The organism is Corynebacterium sp. KPL4035, from assembly GCF_037908325.1.
GTDB lineage: Bacteria > Actinomycetota > Actinomycetes > Mycobacteriales > Mycobacteriaceae > Corynebacterium > Corynebacterium kefirresidentii.
On sequence record NZ_JBBMGF010000004.1, the window covers coordinates 91,382 to 107,286 of the forward strand.

The 15,905-nt window shown below is 55.0% G+C and carries 16 protein-coding genes; 8 read left to right on the plus strand and 8 right to left on the minus strand.

From position 1 onward, the window contains the following. Positions 1-67: 67 nt before the first annotated feature. On the plus strand, positions 68-1,426 hold the full coding sequence (gene tig, locus WMP96_RS05405; protein WP_239204979.1) for a trigger factor: 1,359 nt from the start codon (positions 68-70) through the stop codon (positions 1,424-1,426). Between the two features lie 173 nt (positions 1,427-1,599). Here tig and WMP96_RS05410 read toward each other — a convergent pair whose 3' ends face one another. The 6 genes from WMP96_RS05410 to WMP96_RS05435 form a co-directional block, all read right to left on the minus strand. Further along, positions 1,600-2,181 (minus strand): NADPH-dependent FMN reductase, encoded by a 582-nt coding sequence (locus WMP96_RS05410; protein ID WP_301715995.1) that lies wholly within the window; start codon positions 2,179-2,181, stop codon positions 1,600-1,602. Positions 2,182-2,220: 39 nt separating this feature from the next. Further along, positions 2,221-2,556: a hypothetical protein gene (locus tag WMP96_RS05415; RefSeq protein WP_141740748.1), complete on the minus strand. Its 336-nt coding sequence runs from the start codon at positions 2,554-2,556 to the stop codon at positions 2,221-2,223. Then, positions 2,477-3,502: a class 1b ribonucleoside-diphosphate reductase subunit beta gene (gene nrdF / locus WMP96_RS05420; protein ID WP_023020918.1), complete on the minus strand. Its 1,026-nt coding sequence runs from the start codon at positions 3,500-3,502 to the stop codon at positions 2,477-2,479. Before nrdF ends, WMP96_RS05415 begins: the two co-directional genes overlap by 80 nt. 53 nt (positions 3,503-3,555) lie before the next feature. Beyond that, complete coding sequence (nrdE, locus tag WMP96_RS05425) at positions 3,556-5,751, minus strand: class 1b ribonucleoside-diphosphate reductase subunit alpha (protein ID WP_005324048.1); 2,196 nt, start codon at positions 5,749-5,751, stop codon at positions 3,556-3,558. Between the two features lie 50 nt (positions 5,752-5,801). Beyond that, positions 5,802-6,269, minus strand: a complete 468-nt coding sequence (nrdI, locus tag WMP96_RS05430; protein WP_005324049.1) for a class Ib ribonucleoside-diphosphate reductase assembly flavoprotein NrdI — start codon at positions 6,267-6,269, stop codon at positions 5,802-5,804. Between the two features lie 115 nt (positions 6,270-6,384). After that, entirely contained in the window at positions 6,385-7,065 is a 681-nt protein-coding gene (locus WMP96_RS05435) for a metal-dependent transcriptional regulator (protein WP_005324050.1), read from the minus strand. Between the two features lie 138 nt (positions 7,066-7,203). Here WMP96_RS05435 and WMP96_RS05440 point away from each other — a divergent pair, with 138 nt between their 5' ends. From WMP96_RS05440 to WMP96_RS05465, 6 genes are all read left to right on the plus strand, one after another. Next, positions 7,204-7,803: an ATP-dependent Clp protease proteolytic subunit gene (locus WMP96_RS05440; protein ID WP_005324051.1), complete on the plus strand. Its 600-nt coding sequence runs from the start codon at positions 7,204-7,206 to the stop codon at positions 7,801-7,803. A 20-nt stretch (positions 7,804-7,823) separates the two neighbouring features. After that, the gene (locus WMP96_RS05445) at positions 7,824-8,447 is read left to right on the plus strand and encodes an ATP-dependent Clp protease proteolytic subunit (RefSeq protein WP_005324052.1); all 624 of its coding nucleotides are present in this window, start codon (positions 7,824-7,826) and stop codon (positions 8,445-8,447) included. 235 nt (positions 8,448-8,682) lie between these two features. Beyond that, positions 8,683-10,185: a peptide MFS transporter gene (locus WMP96_RS05450; protein WP_301715993.1), complete on the plus strand. Its 1,503-nt coding sequence runs from the start codon at positions 8,683-8,685 to the stop codon at positions 10,183-10,185. 320 nt (positions 10,186-10,505) lie between these two features. After that, positions 10,506-11,804, plus strand: a complete 1,299-nt coding sequence (locus tag WMP96_RS05455) for an inorganic phosphate transporter (protein WP_301715992.1) — start codon at positions 10,506-10,508, stop codon at positions 11,802-11,804. Between the two features lie 3 nt (positions 11,805-11,807). Beyond that, entirely contained in the window at positions 11,808-12,098 is a 291-nt protein-coding gene (locus WMP96_RS05460) for a hypothetical protein (RefSeq protein ID WP_239204990.1), read from the plus strand. 170 nt (positions 12,099-12,268) lie between these two features. Further along, a complete protein-coding gene (locus WMP96_RS05465) occupies positions 12,269-12,523 on the plus strand; it encodes a hypothetical protein (protein ID WP_301715991.1) in 255 nt (84 codons plus the stop codon). Positions 12,524-12,621: 98 nt separating this feature from the next. On the opposite strand, the gene fabG is transcribed toward WMP96_RS05465, so the two are convergent. Further along, on the minus strand, positions 12,622-13,389 hold the full coding sequence (fabG, locus tag WMP96_RS05470; protein WP_301715990.1) for a 3-oxoacyl-ACP reductase FabG: 768 nt from the start codon (positions 13,387-13,389) through the stop codon (positions 12,622-12,624). Between the two features lie 226 nt (positions 13,390-13,615). On the opposite strand from fabG, the gene clpX reads away from it, so the two are divergent. Further along, positions 13,616-14,911 carry an ATP-dependent Clp protease ATP-binding subunit ClpX gene (clpX, locus tag WMP96_RS05475; RefSeq protein ID WP_023020925.1) on the plus strand — a complete coding sequence of 432 codons (1,296 nt, stop codon included), beginning with the start codon at positions 13,616-13,618 and terminating at the stop codon, positions 14,909-14,911. Positions 14,912-14,927: 16 nt separating this feature from the next. Here clpX and WMP96_RS05480 read toward each other — a convergent pair whose 3' ends face one another. After that, positions 14,928-15,692, minus strand: a complete 765-nt coding sequence (locus tag WMP96_RS05480) for a TetR/AcrR family transcriptional regulator (protein ID WP_239204995.1) — start codon at positions 15,690-15,692, stop codon at positions 14,928-14,930. Between the last annotated feature and the right edge of the window lie 213 nt (positions 15,693-15,905).

Here is a 15,905-nt window from a genome sequence, read left to right on the forward strand (position 1 = left end):
TAATAAGGATTTCCGGACCCCCTTTAAGTTTATGTACGTAAAACAATGAAGCCAGGGAGATTCACTCGTGAAGACCACCGTAGACAAGCTGAGCGATACCCGCGTTAAGCTCACCGTCAACGTTCCGTTTGCGGAGCTGGACCAGGAAATCGATCAAGCTTACGCGGCAATCGCGCAGCAGGTTTCTATTCCAGGTTTCCGTAAGGGCAAGGCACCGCGCCAGCTTATTGATGCTCGCTTCGGCCGCGGCCCCATCCTGGAGCAGGTTGTCAATGACATGCTGCCTTCCCGTTACGAGCAGGCAGTCAAGGAAAACGATCTGAAGGTTATCGGCCAGCCGGACGTTGATATTTCCAAGATTGAGGATAAAGACTTCGTGGAATTCACCGCCGAGGTTGATATCCGCCCTGAGTTTGAGGTTCCAGACTTCTCCAAGATCTCCGTTACCGTCCCGGCCCTGAAGGCTGACGAAGAGGACGTCGACAAGGCGCTGGAGGAGCTGGCAGAGCGCTTCGGTGAGCTCAAGGACACCAAGCGCAAGATGAAGACCGGCGACTACGCAATCATCGACATCACCGCTGAGATTGACGGCGAGAAGATCGAGGACGCTTCCACCGAGGGCCTGTCCTACCGCATTGGTGACGATGACCTCATCAAGGGCTTGGACACCGCCCTGCGTGGTATGAAGACCGGTGAGGATAACGAGTTCACTTCCACCATCCAGTCTGGCGAGCACAAGGACGAAGAGGCCACCATCAAGGTTCACGTCCAGCAGTCCAAGGAGCGCAAGCTGCCGGCTATGGACGATGAGTTCGCTCAGATGGCTTCCGAGTTCGACACCATGGATGAACTGCGCGAATCCACCAAGACCCAGGTGGAGGAGACCAAGAAGGCTGAGCAGGCTGCCCAGATTCGCGATGAGGTCCTGAAGGCCGCGCTCTCCGAGGTCGAATTCGAACTGCCGCAGTCCGTAGTGGACGAGCAGGCTCACTCCCAACTGCACCAGATTCTGGGCCAGCTGGCTCACGATGAGAAGGCACTGGCTCAGTTGCTTGAGGCACAGGGCACTTCCCGCGAGGAGTTTGATAAGCAGACTCGTGAGCAGGCGGAAGAGTCTGTCCGCACTCAGCTGTTCCTTGATGCCGTAGCAGAAAAGGAAGAGCCGGAAGTTTCCCAGCAGGAGCTTACCGACCACATCCTGTTCACCGCTCAGTCTTACGGTATGGACCCGAACCAGTTCATCCAGCAGCTGCAGTCCAATGGTCAGATTGCTAACCTCTTCTCTGACGTGCGTCGTGGCAAGGCACTGGCTGCCGCTATCTGCCGCACCACCGTCAAGGATGAAGAGGGCAATAAGGTTGACGTTGACCAGTACTTCGGTGAAATCGAAGAAGAGGACGCTGCAGAAGCTTCCGAGGAGAAGTAATCTCCCGCTTGTAACGCGCTGCTGCCACATGTGTGGTGGCGAGCGCGCATGAAACCCCGGATTCAGGTAACTCAAGGATGAGCCTGAATCCGGGGTTTGTGTCATTGTGAACGCCCTCTAGGAGTCTTTGAGTACTTCGAAGAGGGCGTGATGTGTGTTGGCTGGGGATACCGCTAGCCGTTCTTGGCTCTAAAGGCCTCGTCGGTCAACTGCAGGAAGCGCATAACGTAATCCTTGACAAAGTCTGCGGTACGTTGATTGAGATGTCCGGACTCTTCGAAAAGGGTGGGGGATTGGCCCAGAAATACTTCGGGCTGACCAGGGAGCGGCATGTCGAAGTAGGACAGAGCGAGGCGAAGGTTCTTCTGTGAACTGTAGCCGCCCATGCGGCCTACAGAGTGGCTAATGATACCTACGGGAAGGTTCTTCCACGCCACATCTGAGTTGGGTTTAGAGCCGATGTCCACTGCGTTTTTGAGGCAGGCAGGGATAGTGCGGTTGTTCTCTGGCGTAATGAAGAGGATCCCGCTCGAGTTCTTGATGGTCTTGCGAAAGGTGGTGTACTCAGCCGGAGTGGGCTTGTCCGTGACGGCGGGGTCATCGTAGTCGAAGTCATAGAGCGGCAAGTCACGGATTTCCACGATGTTTGCCTCGTAGCCTTCAGGGATCATCGTGAGCACCTCGTGTGCAATCTTGCGTGCAAATGACTCTCGGCGCAGGCTGCCGACGATAACGCTGATACGTGGGGTGGTCATGGTAAACCTTCTTTCTTAGTTGGGTGTAGGGAGACGTGGTCAAGGGAGAAAAGGCTTGCAGCCAAAGGCCGGTGGTGGGCCGGCAGCGTGGGCGGCGGTGAGGAAGCCATCTACTTTGTCTCCTTCTTCATGGCGGAAGTACAGTTCGATGAGTCCTAGAAGCCCCCCGAGGACGGCCTCTCGTGCGGCGGATGTATTCAACAGCCGCATGGCTGCGGGTTGGTTTCCTTCGCGGATGGCTTCAAACAGCGCGATGGTCTCAAGCCAGCTTCCTTGGTCCGGTCGCGGAAAAGGTTTAGAAATCCCAGTCATCATCACTCGTTTCTTCAGCAGTACCAATGACATAGGAGGAACCAGATCCGGAGAAGAAGTCATGGTTCTCATCTGCTCCGGGGGCTAGGGCCGCGAGGATTTCTGGGTTCACTTCCGTTTCTTCGGGCGGGAAATAATCCGGGTAGCCCAAATTCATGAGTGCCTTATTGGCGTTATAGCGAACGAACACGGCTACATCATCCATGAGTCCCAAAGGCTCATATAGCTCGCCGGAATAGTCCAGCTCTAGTGCATAAAGCTCTTCGAGCAAAGAAATGGTGAAATCATGCATCTCCTTCTGCCGTAGCGGGGTCGTGGATTCCAGACCGCGCTGATATTTGTAACCCGAGTAGTAGCCGTGCACTGCCTTGTCACGCAGAATGAGGCGGATCATGTCTGCCGTATTTGTCAGGGTGGCGTGGACAGAAAAGTGCAAGGGAAGATAGAAACCCGCGTAGAGAAGCAGCGAGGAAAGCAACGTCGATGACACCTTGCGTTTGAGTGGATCCGGCCCAAAATAGTGCGCGAGAACTTTCTTGGCGCGTGCCTGGAGAAGGTCGTTATTCACCGCCCAGCGGTATGCTTCATCAATTTCCTTTGTACTGCTCAGGGTAGAAAACACTGAAGAGTATGAACGGGCATGGACTGACTGCATGAAGGCGATGTTGGTATACACGGCCTCCTCGTGTTCGGTGCGGGCATCTTGAATCTGACAGATTTCACCCACGGTGGCCTGGACAGTATCCAGGGTGGTGAGTCCCGTGAACACCCGCATGGTGAGGTTGCGTTCCTCGGGTGTCATCTTCTGCCACGCCGGGAGATCATTAGAAAGCGGGACCTTCTCTGGCAACCAAAAGTTGGCGGTTAGACGGTTCCACACTTCAAGATCCTTGTCATCGCTCACCCGGTTCCAATTGATGGCGCGGATGCGGGCTGAAGGATCATGCCGGTAGCTCGGCGGAGTAACTGAAATGCTGGTTAGTTCAGCACTATTCGATGTTGACGACATAGCTTCTTTCTTTCTGAGTGAATGGTTGTGGACAAGGGGGGAGGACCGTGCTCCTACAAAGCACAGGAGACGCAGCCTTCGACCTCGGTTCCTTGGAGCGCGGATTGGCGTAAACGGATGTAGTAGAGGGTCTTGATTCCGGCTTTCCAGGCATAGATTTGTGCCTTGTTGATGTCCCGCGTGGTGGTATCAGCGGTAAAGAACAAGGTCAGGGAAAGCCCTTGGTCCACGTGTTGGGTGGCCATGGCGTAGGTGTCGATGATTTTTTCGTATCCCACGGCGTAGGAGTCATCGAAATACTCCAGGTTGTCGTTGGTCATTTCCGGCGCGGGGTAGTACACGCGCCCCAAGCGGCCTTCCTTGCGTATTTCAATTTTGGAGGCAATTGGGTGGATGGACGCGGTGGAGTCATTGATGTAGGAAATTGATCCAGTGGGTGGAACTGCCTGCAAGTAGGCGTTGTAGATGCCGTCTTGCATCACTTGATTCTTGAGCCGTAGCCAATCCTCGCGTTGAGGGATCTGCACGCCTGCTTCGTGGAAGAGCTGTTTTACGTGTTCAGTGGCTGGCGCCCAGTCTTGGTCGATGTATTTGTCAAAGTAGGCGCCAGTGGCATAGGTGGATTCTTCGAAGCCTGTGAATCGTTGACCTTTTTCAACCGCGAGTGCATGGGATGCGCGGAGCGCATGGTAGGTCACCGTGAGGAAATAGATATTTGTAAAGTCCAGTGCCTCGGCGCAGCCATAAGGAATACGCTGTGAAGCAAGGAAGCCGTGGAGATTCATTTGGCCCAGACCAATGGCATGCATGGAAGCATTTCCGTGAGCGATGGAGGGAACAGCTTCGATATTCGTCAGGTCTGAAACCTTCGTGAGGGCACGCACTGCGGTTTCGACGGTCTCCCCGAAGTCCGGCGATTCAAAAGCCTTCGCAATGTTGAGCGAACCTAGATTGCAGGAAATATCCTGGCCAACGGTGGTGTAGTCACCCGAAGCTCCGTAGGTCGATGGCGTGTTGACCTGGAGGATTTCGCTACACAGGTTGGACATATTGATATGTCCTTTGAGGGGATTAGCGCGGTTGACCGTATCCTCAAAGAGGATGTAGGGGTATCCGGATTCAAACTGAAGCTCAGCCAGCGTGGTGAAAAACTCGCGGGCCTTAATGGTCGTGTGAGAGATTCGCGGATTGGCAACCAGCTCGTCGTAGTACTCGGTGATGGACATGTCAGACATGGCTACGCCGTACTCGCGAGCGATGTCATACGGGCTAAAAAGATGCATATCCTTGTTCTCTTTGGCCAGACGGAAGGTTATATCTGGAATAACAACCCCCAGCGAAAGAGTCTTGATACGGACTTTCTCATCGGCATTTTCCCGCTTGGTATCCAGGAAGCGAAGAATATCTGGATGGTGCGCATGCAGGTAGACGGCTCCAGCGCCCTGCCGGGAGCCCAATTGGTTGGCATAGCTGAAGCTATCTTCGAGAATCTTCATGACTGGGACTACGCCGGAAGCCTGGTTCTCAATCTTTTTGATCGGGGCTCCGGATTCGCGCAGATTGCTCAGCAACAGGGCCACTCCACCACCGCGCTTTGATAGTTGCAGTGCAGAGTTCACGCAGCGGCCAATGCTCTCCAAATTGTCTTCGATTCGCAGGAGGAAGCAGGAGACCATTTCGCCGCGCTGGGCTTTGCCTGCGTTGAGAAAAGTAGGGGTGGCGGGCTGGAAGCGTCCGGTCATGATGTCATCCACCAGCTTTTCTGCGAGCTCTTCGTCGCCCTGTGCAAGGTATAAAGCTGTGGTGGCGACGCGTTCTTCGTAGCCTTCTAGGAATCGGGAGCCATCAAAGGTTTTCAGTGCATATGAAGTGAAGAACTTAAATGCGCCGAGGAAGGTGCGGAACTGATGCTTAACTCGATGTGCTCTGTCGTACATGGCGCACAGAAAGGCGTCATCATAAAGCTCAAGGAAATCCCGCTCGTAGTACTCGTTATCAACCAACCATTCCAAGCGTTGCTTGGTGGAATCGAACTGATGCATGCGGGGAGCGACATGGTGCGTGACATAGTCTTGTGCTGCCTGAATATCCTTGTCAAACTGGATTTTTCCAGAAGCGTCGAACAAGTTCAGCTGCGCGTTGAGTGCGTGGTAGCTCTTGCGCTTGCCGACACCGCCGGCATTGTCTGCTGAAGCGGTGCGGGGCGTAGCGCCAATAGTCTGTGTGGGGGTGGCATCAAGAGGCCACATTGTGTTTTCCAATCTGTGTGATGCGGATGTGTTCTTCATCTTGTGGGGGATTAATGGGGTGTCATCGTTAGCTGCTTTTGCTGCTCCCAAAACTTCTGAAGGCCCTGCTTTACGGCGGCGATGTCCTTCTGGGTGCCGAGAAGCTCGAAGTGATACAGCTCCGGTACGTGGCACTTGGCGGAAATGATGCGTCCGGCGACGCAGTAAGCACTTCCGAAGTTGGTATTCCCTGAGGTAATAACGCCCCGGATAAAGGAGCGGTTGATTGGGTCATTGAGGAAGTCGATGACCTGTTTGGGGACTGCGCGTTTGAGCGAGCCGCCGCCGTAGGTGGGAACGATGAGTACGTACGGGTGTGAAACCTGGATCATCCCGGTTTTCTTGGGGCGCAGTGGAATGCGCACCGCGGGTCTATCTAAGCGTTCGACGAATCTTTTCGTGTTCTCTGAAACGCTGGAAAAGTACACCAAATCTGGTGAGTCTGACATGGCAATCCTGCTCATCCTGGCCTTAGCCATAAGTGGGGTAGGTGATATTCGAAAAGACTAACTACGCAATGCCGTAGTTGCAACTACGGTCTAACGTAGTTTTGAAAAGGGCAGGTGAGAGCAGGATTAATGCAAAGGGGAATGTCTAAAGGTTGTGGTGTGCTACAAACACTGCGTCGGTAGCTGGGCGTCCAAGTACTACCCACTGAGTGCCGCCGGCCACCTGTATTTCGAGAGAATCTGAAAAGGGCGCTCCCTCGCGCGTGCTAAGAACAGCCCCAGTGACAATGCCGCGCTCTTCAAGGAACTTCAGCAGTTGTGGGTCGGAATCAGAAATGCGTTCCACGGTCACCTGCGATTGTGCACCGCTGTCGGTGAGGCGATGCGCACTGGGGATGGTGATCTGTCCATCAACCGTAGGGATAGGATCGCCGTGCGGATCCCTAGTGGGGTAATCAAGGAACTTATCCACACGTTCTATGAGCATGTCAGACACCGCGTGTTCGAGATTTTCGGCTTCATTATGGACTTCGTCCCAGGTGTAGCCCAATGCTTGAACCAAAAAAGACTCAAGCAATCGGTGACGGCGCACCATGACCAATGCGTACTGCCTGCCAAGTTCGGTTAACTCCACAGAGCCATAGGGCGTGTGTGACACGAGCCCTTGCTTCGCCATTTTGCGCACTGCATCGGAAACCGAGGAGAGCTTGAGTCCCAGCTGTTTCGCTATAAGCGTGGCGGTAACGGGCTCGGATGACCATTCCTTTAGCCCCCAGATAGCTTTCAAATAGTTCTGGGTACTGGTGGACAGCTCGGAAACAGACATGAGTAAATGTTAACCCAGCTTCCGTGTGCGCCTTTGGCGCTGTGGCCCAACGCTCATAGCGAACAGAGGCCAAGTTTGAGAGGAATGCCGGTAAGGTGGGGCCAGTTAAAGCATTCTTCACTTGAAGGAGAACCACTAATGTCTGAGAAGATTTCAATGAACTCGTCGTCTACGGGTATGAATCTGAGCGATAGCGTGTACGAGCGCCTGTTGCGCGAGCGCATTATCTTCCTGGGAACCCAGGTCGATGATGAGATTGCGAACAAGCTGTGCGCCCAGATCCTCCTGCTGTCCGCCGAGGACCCCACTCGCGACATTTCGCTCTACATCAACTCCCCGGGTGGCTCTGTCACTGCGGGCATGGCTATTTATGACACCATGAAGTACTCGCCGTGCGATATTGCCACGTACGGCATGGGCCTGGCTGCCTCCATGGGTCAGTTCCTGCTTTCCGGCGGCACCAAGGGCAAGCGCTACGCTCTGCCGCACGCGCGCATTATGATGCACCAGCCTTCCGCTGGTGTCGGTGGTACCGCTGCGGACATCGCCATCCAGGCTGAGCAATTTGCTCAGACCAAGCGGGAGATGGCGGAGCTCATTGCCGAGCACACCGGCCAGACCTTTGAGCAGATCACCAAGGACTCCGACCGTGACCGTTGGATGACCGCCCAACAGGCCAAGGACTACGGCATTGTTGACCACGTCATTGAGTCCGTTAACGGCCCGCTGAGCAACTAGGGAATAAGGAGAAAATCACTATGAATCAGTCCCAGATGCCAAGTTCCCGCTACGTTCTGCCGTCCTTCATTGAGCAGTCCGCACAAGGCACTAAGGAAACCAACCCGTACTCCAAGCTGTTTGAGGAGCGCATCATCTTCCTGGGCACCCAGGTCGATGACACCTCCGCTAACGACATCATGGCGCAGCTGCTGGTCCTGGAGTCCCAGGACCCAGACCGCGATATCACGATGTACATCAACTCCCCGGGCGGCTCCTTTACCGCGCTGATGGCCATCTATGACACCATGCGCTACGTCCGCCCGGACGTGCAGACCGTGTGCTTGGGCCAGGCCGCTTCGGCGGCAGCTGTGCTGCTTGCCGCCGGTGCGCCGGGCAAGCGTGCAGCTTTGCCGAACTCCCGCGTGCTCATTCACCAGCCGGCAACTCAGGGTACTCAGGGTCAGGTTTCTGATCTAGAGATCCAGGCCGCCGAGATTGAGCGCATGCGCAAGCTGATGGAAACCACCCTGTCTGAGCACACCGGTCGTACCGCTGAGCAGATCCGCATTGATACGGATCGCGATAAGATTCTGACCGCTCAGGAAGCCGTTGAATACGGCATCATCGATACGGTCTTTGATTACCGCAAGCTCAACGCTTAATTTGGAATAACTCATTCTAGGTAGCCCCTGCCGCTCAACCGAGTTCCGGTTGTGAGGCAGGGGCTTTCAGCATTGTGGGGCAGGGAAGGGGCAATGCCCGGTAATTCTTGCTGCACCCGAATGGGGTAAGTCTCTCTCGCAATATCTGCAGGTCGTTAGGTTTATTTCTATCGTGCGACACTAAACCTATAATGGTCTATTTGTGATTTAGACCTCTAAGTGGTCATATATTTTTATGGAGAGACACACATCCGACGCGGCGGCTCAGGCCGCTGCGCCCACGCCGCAGAGCGGCGAGCGTACATTCTTTGGGCACCCTTGGGGTTTGGCCAACCTTTTTGGCGTGGAAATGTGGGAGCGCTTTAGCTTCTATGGCATGCAAGCCCTTGTCTTGCTGTACATGTATTACGCCACTACCGATGGTGGCCTCGGCCTAGACCGGGCGGACGCAACGTCTATCGTGGGAGCCTACGGTGGCTTGGTTTACATGGCCTGCTTGTTGGCTTCTCTTGTTGCTGACCGTGTCTTAGGTGCAGAACGCACACTGTTTTACTCGGCCAGCATGGTGATGCTTGGCCACATTGCTTTGGCGTTTATTCCCGCAATAACTGGTTTGGCCATTGGCCTCGTTCTTATCGCCATCGGCTCCGGCGGTGTTAAGACCACCGCGCAGGTCGTGCTTGGTGCCATGTACAGTCGCGATGATCCGCGCCGCGATGGTGGCTTCTCCATCTTTTATATGGGCGTTAATATCGGCGCTCTCGTTGGTCCACTGCTCACCACTGCCCTGTGGGGCTGGCAGGGTTTCCACTGGGGCTTTGGTATCGCAGCAATCGGCATGGCGCTCGGCCTGATTCAATATTCGCTCATGCGCAAGACCACTATCAAAGACGCGGGGCATGAGGTTCCAAACCCAGCGAGCTTCAAGCAATTGCTTATGGGTGTGTTGGCAGTAGCGGCCATCATTGTGGTTATGGTTGTGGCACTGGCAACCGGCGCTATTCAGGTTGATTGGCTTTCCAATATTGTTACCGCGGTGGCACTTCTGGCTGCAGTTTATCTGTGGGTTCAGATGTATACCTCGAAGTTGGTAACCCGCGAAGAAAAGAACCGCCTGCTGGGCTTTATTCCGATGTTCATTTCCGGTGTTTTGTTCTTTGGTATCTTCCAGCAGCAGTTCACCGTTATGACGATTTACTCGGATGTGCGCTTGGACCGCCACGTATTTGGTTGGGAAATTCCTCCATCGCTCGTCCAGTCCATTAATCCAGTCTTCATTGTTATTTTCTCCGCGGTCTTTGCAACGATGTGGACAAAGCTAGGGGATAGGCAGTGGTCCACCCCAGTAAAGTTTGGCGCTGCCAATATCGTCATCGGCATCTCCTTGTTTTTCTTCCTTCCTTTCTCGGGGGCGGAAGCGAACTCCACCCCGATGTATGTCATCATTTTCATTCTCTTCCTTTTCACCATGGCGGAACTCCTCCTTTCGCCGGTGGGCAATTCTCTAGCTACCAAGGTGGCGCCAGAGGCATTCCCATCCCGCATGATGGCGGTATGGATGATGGCCGTGGCAATGGGCACGTCCCTGGCTGGCTCTTTGGCTAGCTTCTACAACCCAGATGATGCAGGCGCGGAGAATACCTTCTTTATCTCCCTTGGCGTTGTATCTATCGTGTTGGGCGGTATATTGCTTGTCCTTAGCCGCTGGGTAGTAAGGAAGTTTTCTAGCTTCCGCTAAAGGGTGTTAAAAGAGCCCGAAATGGGAGGTGTGTCGATTCAAATGCGACATACCTCCCTTAGTGGTTTTTATCACTCAAGCTAAGCGGTGGGGGTAAAAGAATATAAGTATTCTAAGCAGGGCATTTCTAAGCCGGTGGAAACCCCAAAAGGCACGGTTCTATGCTGCGGTAGGTTAACTAAAGGTTAACCAAAGAAAACGTTAAAGAAAAGCAATTGTCTATGGTTCGGGGCTGGAGTATTCTGCATTTCGTCCGCGACGCGTGAAGGCGCCGTAGATACGTACCGTGTTCATCTTTTTCTTTCCAAGGGGCCAACGCTGTGACAGCGACTCTGATCATCCTCGGCATTGTGGTGGTTACCGCCCTTGCCTTTGACTTTACGAACGGATTTCATGACACTGCCAACGCGATGGCTACGTCCATTGCCACCGGTGCTTTGAAGCCATTTACTGCGGTGGCAATCTCCGCAGTCCTTAACCTGGTTGGTGCCTTCCTTTCGGTCAATGTTGCTGCGACCGTAGCGAAAGGCATTGTTAACCTCGATTCATATGATTTGTCCGGCGCCGCAGCAGACACTGACGGCCAGGCGCTGCTGATGGTGGTCTTTACTGGCCTTATCGGCGGCATTATTTGGAACCTTTTTACTTGGTTGCTGGGCATGCCATCGAGTTCTTCCCACGCGCTGTTTGGTGGCCTTATTGGTGCCGCCTTCGCCGCCATGGGTACGTCTGGCGTTGAGTGGTCTTCTATCGCTGGCAAGATCGTTATCCCGGCCGTTGCCTCTCCGATTATTGCGGCCCTAGTTTCCGCGTGTGCCACCTTCCTTATCTACTGGGTTACCAACACTATTCCGAATAAGGCTAAGAACGAGCACTTCCGCCATGGCCAGATTGTCACCGCTTGCTTGGTGTCGCTGGCGCACGGTGCTGGCGATGCGCAGAAGACCATGGGCGTTATCTTCTTAGCGCTGGTTGCCTCCGGGCATGCGGTTGCTGACTCCCGCATCCCCACCTGGGTCATCGTCTGTTGTGCCGCAGCAATCGCAGCCGGCACCATGTCCGGTGGCTGGCGCGTTATCCGCACCCTGGGCAAGGGGCTGGTGGAGATTGAGTCCCCGCAAGGTATGGCCGCTGAAGCTACCTCCGCGGCAATTATTTTGACCTCCGCTACCGGTGGTATGGCGCTATCCACCACTCACGTGTCCACCGGTTCCATCTTGGGCACCGGCCTGGGCCGTCGCGGTGCCGAGGTTCGCTGGGGTGTTGCGATGCGTATGGTTTCCGCGTGGCTTATCACCCTGCCCTGCGCTGCGTTTGTTGGCTTTGCTACGTGGTGGTTGGCACACGGTGTCTCCTCCTTTACTAACGTGGCAACTGGCGCCATCGTTGACTTTGTCTTGCTGCTGGCCATGGCCGGACTTATCGTCATCCGCTCCCGCATGAACCCAGTGGATGCCTCCAACGTGAACAACGATTGGGATCCAAACTCCGAGTCCGTGGATTCCTCCATGGGAGCTGAGTCCAACCGTCAGGAGCCGGTTGCTGCCGGCGCGGCCCCAGTTGCTGCAACCCAGGCGGAGGACACCTCCGCGCCGTCTACTGCTCAAGAGGAGCGCTAAACCATGACTGCTACAGAAATCTTCCAGTCTCTTCTCCATGTTGCCGGCCTGGCATTGGTATTTGGCGCTGGCATTCCGCTCCTTTTCTCCCTGGGTATGCGTTGTATGACCGGTGACCCCATTCGTGATGACAACGGTGTTGTCGTAGGGGATACTCCGGCAAGCACTCAGATGAAGGTGCTTGGTTGGACCGTTTACGCAGTGCTAGCCGTAGTTATCCTCGTGGCCATCATGTGGATTGCTCGCGATACGCTGGACCATTACTTCGGCTTCGCGCCGTTCGGTGACCTCTAAGTTATCTCTCCCTTCCTGAGGGGGAAGTCAACCTTCCAAGTGATGCGTGGCACATTCTCCGAAAGTTAACAAAAGGTTAACTTTAATCGACCTATGGGTTGCCTAACGGGGCTGTGTCACGTATATTCTTCTGTATCAGACAGAGAGAAAGCCACATGGAGGTGTGAGAAATGAACAAGATGCGTTCTTTGATGGACGGCATCGCTGATGCGTTCAAGGGCTCCACCACTGGTACCGGCCTGGACACCATTTCGGAAGCTCCGGTCCGTGCTTTGGTGGCAGAAACCCTGCTTGACGCTGATAAGACTCCTGCTACGGCTAAAGACGTAGCAGAAGCGCTAGAAGCCGTCACCGGTCATGCACCGGATGAAGTTGAGATGCTCGACGCAGAACTCTTCCTGCTCGACTTCGACTGGCTGCAGTAAGCAGCTACTGAATGAAATCCCCACGAGGCCCCTTGCCGCATACTGTGCAGCAAGGGGCCTCGTGCTTTGCCGGACTCGGTGGATTTCGGTAAGCGCGGCTAATCGCGCGGCGGCAAGATGGCCTCCGGGGTTTCGGGCAGGAGTTGGCCGCCATCAATAATTAGGGTCTGGCCGGTAATAAAGCCTGCCTCTTCTGAGGAAAGGAAAGCCGCCGCATTGCCGATATCGCGTGGAGTGCCGAGACGATGCAGTGGCACCGATCGCGTCATCTGATCGAGATACTCTTGGCCTTGGGCCTTGAGGCCCTCAGTGAGGATATTGCCGGGAAGAACACTGTTGATGGTGATGCCATCGCGAGCGACTTCGAGCGCAGCTGAGCGCATAAATCCTTGTTGGGCGGATTTGGAGGCGCCGTAGTGGGCCCAGCCAGGAAAGCCCGTGTGCGAGCCGGTGATGGACGTGGTAATTACGATGCGTCCATAGCGGCGTTCCTGGAGGTAGGGGAGTGCTTCCTGGACCACCTTAAAGGTGCCGTGGGTATTGATGGCAAACATGGCCTCCCACTGCTCATCGGTCATTTCTGCTAATGGGCAATTGGGAAAGACGCCGGCATTGGAACAGACGATGTCGAACCCGCCATGCGTGGCAACAACGTGGCGGTACATTTCCTGTACAGAAGTACGGTCGGTGACATCCACATGAATCGCACTGGCACCTAGCTCTTTTGCGGTAGCGGTGGCGTGCTCTAGATTGACATCGGCAATGATGACAGAGGCGCCGGCCTCGCTAAGTGAAGCGGCAATGCCGCGGCCAATGCCGGAAGCACCGCCGGTGACAATGGCTACGTGGTCTGTGAGATCGAACATAATTCTCCTGTTCCTAACGGGGCGGAATGAAGGTCGTTTCACCTTTTAGCTTAGGTCGCAGGAGCAAGGAAAGTCGGGGAAATTCGCCACGCGGAAGGGAATGAATGAAGGGCCTGTCGGGTTGATTTACTAAGGTAGAAATAGATGAAGATTAAGCCGCTCGGAAGGGTAGAATCATCCTTCCATTTGTGGATAGCGGTACGAAAAGCGAGTGTGAAAGAACTTAATGGCACGTATGCAAGAAAGCGCTGACCTGCTCAAGTGCTCCTTTTGTGGCAAGAGTCAGAAACAGGTGAAAAAACTCATCGCCGGCGGCGGTGTCTACATCTGTGACGAGTGCATCGAGCTATGCAATGAAATCATCGAAGAGGAACTGGGCCAAGAACAGGCGCAGGAATCCTCCGACGCGGAGGTGCGCCTGCCTCGGCCCTCGCAGATTTCTGCCTTCCTGGATAAATACGTCATTGGCCAAGACAAAGCCAAGCGCGTGCTATCTGTGGCGGTCTACAACCACTACAAGCGCATCAAGGCGGAAGAGTCTGCCGCGTTGGAAGCACGGCGCAAAAAGGCCGAGGGCGATGAGGTGGAGATCTCTAAGTCCAATATCTTGATGTTGGGACCTACTGGTTCCGGAAAGACCTACTTGGCACAGACCTTGGCCCGGCTTCTCGACGTCCCCTTTGCCATCGCCGATGCCACTAGCCTCACCGAGGCCGGCTACGTGGGTGAAGACGTGGAAAATATCCTGTTAAAGCTGCTGCAAGCCGCAGACTTTGATGTGGAGCGTGCCCAGCGCGGCATCATTTATGTCGACGAAGTGGACAAGATTTCCCGCAAGTCCGAGAATCCGTCCATCACCCGCGATGTCTCCGGTGAGGGTGTTCAGCAGGCCTTGCTGAAGATCCTGGAAGGTACCGTGGCGGCCATTCCACCGCAGGGTGGGCGCAAGCACCCGAATCAGGAGTTCATCCAGCTAGACACCTCGAATATCTTGTTCATCGTTGCCGGCGCATTCGCTGGGCTCGACCAGGTTATTGCGGATCGAGTGGGCAAAAAGGGCGTGGGCTTTGGCGCCAACTTGGATACCAAGGATGAGCGCGAAAAGGTCGACCTCTTTTCCCAGGTACGCCCTGAGGACCTTGTGAAGTTTGGCCTGATTCCAGAATTCATCGGGCGCCTGCCCGTCGTGGCCACGGTGGATAACTTGGACCGTGAATCCTTGGTCAAAGTGCTTACCGAGCCAAAGAACTCCTTGGTCAAGCAGTACAGTCGCCTATTTGAGATGGATGACTGCGAATTGGAATTCGAGCCGGCGGCGTTGGATGCCATCGCAGAGCTTGCCTTGGAGCGTAAGACAGGTGCACGTGGCCTGCGCGCCATCATGGAAGAGCTGCTGGTGCCAGTTATGTATGATCTGCCGGACCGCGAGGATATCGCCGCGGTACATATCACCCCAGAGTGCGTGACAGAGGGCGCGGAGCCGCAGTTTAGCTATAAGGACGAGGCGAAGGAATCTGCCTAAGCGCCTGCCGGCGCGACTACTCCTCGCTGTAAATATCCTGTGGTGAGGCCTCGTCTCCCTCTTTCGTATCGAACGAGGATGAGGTGAGGTAGGACTCGTGGCCCGAGTCCGGAATATTGGCGGTCAAAAACGCCAGCACAGCATCGACGGTAAGCCTATGCATACCATCGATATTTTCTTGGGTATTGAAGTTCACGCCCAGCATGTTTTCCACCATCACCTGGTTGGTTACGCGGTAGACGGTCAACGAGGAAATCAGGGTGAAAATGTCATTGGCGGAAATACCTGGGCGGAAAGCACCGGCGTCTTGGCCCAAGAGCAGCAGGCGGTCGAGGTGGAGGGCGACTCCGGCGACGTCGGCAATAGCTTGCTGAGCTGGATCCACAATCTGCTGATTGCTCTCCCATACCAGCATGCGAATAGCATCCGGGTTGGCCACGCGTTCGCGGAAGAGCCAATCCACCAACTTGCGCACGCCCTCGACCGGAACCGCGGTATCGATTTCCAGAGCGTCCTGCGGCGGATTAAGGCGCTGCGCGGCCGTGCTGAGTGCACGTAGGTACAAGCCCTTTTTATCGCCAAAGTGGTAGTGAATCATGCGCTTGGACATGCCCGATTCTTGGGCGATGGTCTCCAGCTTGGTTTCTGCGAAACCACTGCGGGAAAAGTGCTTGATCGCTACGTCCACCACGGAGTCAATGCTGACGGATTCCGCGTGGGCAGCGTGAGGAGAATCCGCCTGGCCTGCATCCTGCAGTGCATCAGTATTCTCAGTGCTCATGGCGTAAGTCCTTAATCCTTGCGGCGCAGCGGTGGCGCGGTCAACTGATATCTAATAGTGCGGGAGTAGATAGGCCCCATGCAATCTGTGTGCGTGGCGTGGGGAGAGCCCCGCTTTTCCTTTTTCCCATCATGCCCGATTAGACACCCGTTGCGGGAGCTTCTTACCCATTGGGGGCGTTAATTTGGAGGTAAATGGGGGTAATTTAGCGCA